Raw genomic sequence first — 3,840 nt, forward strand, 5'->3', positions numbered from 1 at the left:
GAGCATTTCTTGAAGTTCACGATAGCTGATGCCATATTTACAATACCAACGAACAGCCCAAAGAATGATTTCACCTTGAAAGTGCCGACCGTGGAAGGGATTCATCTGCTGTATCTCGAAATAAATAAGATATTTAGCTTATCATGTCAGCCTATTTGCAACAGTGCCGTTATGTCCGGGTCAGTTCAGTCGAGCAAAATACGGGACGTCAACTTGAGGGAATTGAAGTCGACCGGATTTTTGTTGACCGTGCTTCGGGTAAAAATACCGACCGACCGAAATTTCAAGAAATGTTGAACTATGTCCGGGAAGGGGACAGGGTGATTGTACATTCCATGGATCGTTTTGCACGAAGTCTAAAAGATTTGGTCACTGAAGTAGATAAACTGGTCAAAAGAGGGATCGCCATCCAGTTTGTAAAAGAGAATATTACTTTTACTGCCCAATCCACGCCGATGGATAATTTGATGCTGCAACTGATGGGTGCTTTTGCTCAATTCGAGCGGGAAATTATCTTAGAACATCAGAAAGAAGGGATTAAGATCGCAGCAGCTCAGGGCAAATATAGAGGTCGTGTCCATAAATTGAATCCAGATCAAGCTAAAGCATTACTGCAAGCCTGGAAAGAAGGGAGGTATTCATCAAAAGTTGATCTGGCAAAAGCGTTTGGTATCAGTAGACAGGCTGTCTATCGGTATTTAAAACAAATTAATTAGTCACTAGATGGACTGAAAGGTGCCTACAAAATCAGTGGCTATTCAGATATTGAAATTAGCTACCAAAAAAGTAGAGATGGTCTGCCTTGCGCAATATATTGCTCATCGTAGCCTCTACAGGCTTTAAGTTTCTAGGTGAAGGTGAATGGAAACGCAAGAAACATGAATCTGAATATCGTCGCCAATGGCGTAAGCTCCATATTGCTATAGAAGCTGAAACCCTTCAAATACGTGCAGTACAACTCACGACAAATAATGTCAGCGATTCACAAGTGCTCGAAGATTTACTTTCTCAAGTTCCCTTGGATGAACGAATTGATTCAGTCTATACAGATGGTGCTTATGACACAAAGCACTGCCGACAAGTCATTTTAAATCGTGATGCACATGCGGTCATTCCACTCAGGAAGAATGCAAAGCCTTGGAAAGATCAGCAAGTCAGGTCTATAGAGCGAAATGAGTTATTGAAAACAGTCAAACTGCTAGGAAGGTCACTTTGGAAAAAGTGGTCTGGTTATCATCGTCGAAGTTTGGTGTAAACCAAGATGCATTGCATCAAATTATTAGGTGATAAATTAACAGCAAGGAGTTTTCCTAGTCAGATGAATGAGATTCATGCACGCGTAGCCGTCTTGAACAAATTCACAGAATTGGGGCGCCCTCACACCCAAGTTGTCACTTGAATTTGGCTCAATTAGGATCGCTCTATCTTTCAACCCTTTATGCAACAAAGCCAGAGTGACTTGTAAAATTCATTAATTTTTCTCGTAAAAAATCAATGAAAACTCGAACTTTTGCAGGAAGTAAACGAGTTTCTGTCAGTGCATAAACAGGTAAAAAATCGCCCTGCCATTCAGTAAGAATTGGTACTAATAACCCCTTATTAACATCATCATGAACTATCTCATGAGGTGTAAAAATAATTCCCTGGCCCAGAATTGACAATTTTCGCATCATACCAACACTATTTAGCATGAATCGTCCACTAATCTTAACTTCTACAGCTTCATTTTTATGATTCAATTTCCACACTAAATTGTTAGGAAAGCTCAGACATTGATGATGTGCTAAATCGTTAGGATGATTAGGGTGTCCATGTTTTTCTAAATAATCTGTGGATGCATAAAGTTGTCCTCGAAATTGCATTAATTTATGGCCGATTAAATTTGAACCTGGTGGATTCCCCATTCGAATAGCTACATCAATATTCTGTGCAACTAGATCAACCAATTTAGGGGTCAAATCAATTTCAAAGTTAATGCCAGGATAAAGTTCTGCGAATTCTGTTAGTAGTGGAGCCAAAATCATTGCTCCAAAATCAACTGGTAAAGAAATACGTAGCAACCCACTGGGTTTAGATAGCATTTCTCCAAGCTGTTCATGAGCCAGTAGCGCTTCACTTACAATTCGTTTACAACGCTCAAAATAGACTTGGCCTGCTTCTGTTAGCTCCACTTTCCGTGTTGTCCGATGGAGCAATCGTAAACCTATTTCTTTTTCTAAATGACTAATTCTTCTTGATAATGTTGAACTTGGCATATTCAAGTTATCAGCAGCTTTTCTAAAACTCATCACTTTGCAAACTTCTACGAACAACGCCATATCATTAAGAAATTCCATCCCAATTATACCATTAATGGATTAATAATTTCCATTTTACCATATTTATCCCAAAGGCTAACTCGTTAATACTATTTCTACTTACTGGCATATTTAACTTTTAATAAGGAATAATGACATGTCTAAAGGAACCGCTGTCATCACTGGTGCAGCAAATGGTATTGGTCAAGCTTATGCTCAACGATTAGCTGCCGATGGTTTCGATATTGCTGTTGCAGACGTTGTAGATGCAGCCGCAACTCGTCAACTTGTTGCAGCAGAAGGACGTAAATTTTTCTCCGCTATTGTTGATGTCACCTCACCAGAGTCCACTCAAAAATTTGCAACTGAGGTTGCAGCTAATATGCCTCCTGTTGCCGCATTAGTGAACAATGCTGGAATTTATCCATGGAAATCATTTGAAGATACCGATTATGAAACATGGAAAAAAGTGATTTCTGTCAACTTAGATGGCGCATTTCTGATGAGCAAAGCATTTGTTCCTGTCATGAAAAATAATCATTTTGGCAGAATTGTAAATGTAGCAAGTACAACATTTTGGCTGAATGCGCCAGAGATGACAGCTTATATCGCAAGCAAAGGTGGTGTGATTGGTTTTACTCGTGCATTGGCGAGTGAAGTAGGTGCTTTTGGTATCAATGTTAACGCGATTGCACCTGGTTTAACCAATACCAAAACTATGCATGGAATTAACGCAGATATTTTTGAGTACTTACCAAAACAGCAAGCAATTCCTCGAATGATTGAACCACAGGACATCGTTGGAGTGGTTTCATTCTTATGCTCTACAGACTCAGGCTTTGTTACAGGTCAAACGATTGCAGCAGATGGCGGTCAAGTTCGTATCTAAGAAAATCAGACTAAGTTACATCAAATTATCTAAATCAATTTATTGGACAATGAATCATGAATCAAATATTTAAACCTATTCGTATCGGTCAGTATCAATTAGCAAATCGACTAGTTATGGCACCAATGACACGATCACGTGCTCAGTTTGATGGGACACCTGGCGAATTAGCAACCGAATACTATACTCAACGTGCAAGTGTTGGATTAATCATTGCAGAAGGCGCACAACCCTCTGAAGATGGTCAGGGCTATTTAGCAACACCTGGTATTTATACAGATTCACATATTGCGGGCTGGAAAAAAATTGGCACTGTTGCAAATAGGGATCTGAGTCGATGATGTTCCCTTTAAAAAGTGCTTAGAGACCGAAAACTCTATTCACCAGATACACTTCACCCTGAGGCTGACCATAATAAAATGATGAAGCTTGTCCTTTACGTAGTGCACGCATGACTTCAATACCTTTAATTGTGGCATAAGCCGTTTTCATAGATTTGAATCCTAAGGTGGCCCTGATAATCCGCTTTAGCTTGCCATGATCACATTCGATCACGTTATTTTTGTACTTAACCTGCCTGTGCTCAAGGTCTGGTGGACATTTTCCTTCCCGTTTTAACCGTGATAAAGCACCTCCATATGTGGGTGCTTTATC

At 39.7% G+C, this 3,840-nt stretch carries 5 protein-coding genes and 2 pseudogenes; 4 read left to right on the plus strand and 3 right to left on the minus strand.

Features of this window, described 5'->3' with window-relative positions; all coding sequences use genetic code 11:
• Positions 1 to 105, minus strand: a pseudogene (locus J500_RS16455) (IS6 family transposase); the annotation flags it as partial.
• 38 nt (positions 106 to 143) lie between these two features.
• Between J500_RS16455 and J500_RS16460 the strand changes: the two are divergent.
• Both J500_RS16460 and J500_RS16465 read left to right on the plus strand, forming a co-directional pair.
• Positions 144 to 716, plus strand: a complete 573-nt coding sequence (locus tag J500_RS16460) for a recombinase family protein (protein WP_034700658.1) — start codon at positions 144 to 146, stop codon at positions 714 to 716.
• 45 nt (positions 717 to 761) lie between these two features.
• Positions 762 to 1,399, plus strand: a pseudogene (locus J500_RS16465) (IS5 family transposase); the annotation flags it as partial.
• 37 nt (positions 1,400 to 1,436) lie between these two features.
• Here J500_RS16465 and J500_RS16470 read toward each other — a convergent pair.
• A complete protein-coding gene (locus tag J500_RS16470) occupies positions 1,437 to 2,336 on the minus strand; it encodes a LysR family transcriptional regulator (protein WP_034700659.1) in 900 nt (299 codons plus the stop codon).
• A gap of 118 nt (positions 2,337 to 2,454) precedes the next feature.
• On the opposite strand from J500_RS16470, the gene J500_RS16475 reads away from it, so the two are divergent.
• Together J500_RS16475 and J500_RS16480 are read left to right on the plus strand one after the other, a co-directional pair.
• Complete coding sequence (locus tag J500_RS16475) at positions 2,455 to 3,186, plus strand: SDR family NAD(P)-dependent oxidoreductase (protein WP_034700660.1); 732 nt, start codon at positions 2,455 to 2,457, stop codon at positions 3,184 to 3,186.
• A 56-nt stretch (positions 3,187 to 3,242) separates the two neighbouring features.
• On the plus strand, positions 3,243 to 3,527 hold the full coding sequence (locus J500_RS16480) for a hypothetical protein (RefSeq protein WP_034700661.1): 285 nt from the start codon (positions 3,243 to 3,245) through the stop codon (positions 3,525 to 3,527).
• A 19-nt stretch (positions 3,528 to 3,546) separates the two neighbouring features.
• On the opposite strand, the gene J500_RS16955 is transcribed toward J500_RS16480, so the two are convergent.
• A partial coding sequence (locus J500_RS16955; protein ID WP_147519094.1) for a DDE-type integrase/transposase/recombinase occupies positions 3,547 to 3,840 on the minus strand: 294 nt, incomplete at its 5' end.

Source organism: Acinetobacter sp. 479375 (genome assembly GCF_000581715.1).
Classification (GTDB): Bacteria; Pseudomonadota; Gammaproteobacteria; order Pseudomonadales; family Moraxellaceae; genus Acinetobacter; species Acinetobacter ursingii.

Coding starts and splice junctions, on each gene's coding strand:
- J500_RS16460 (WP_034700658.1), top strand. CDS start 144: ATGTCAGCCTATTTGCAACAGTGCCGTTATGTCCGGGTCAGTTCAGTC.
- J500_RS16470 (WP_034700659.1), bottom strand. CDS start 2,336: ATGGAATTTCTTAATGATATGGCGTTGTTCGTAGAAGTTTGCAAAGTG.
- J500_RS16475 (WP_034700660.1), top strand. CDS start 2,455: ATGTCTAAAGGAACCGCTGTCATCACTGGTGCAGCAAATGGTATTGGT.
- J500_RS16480 (WP_034700661.1), top strand. CDS start 3,243: ATGAATCAAATATTTAAACCTATTCGTATCGGTCAGTATCAATTAGCA.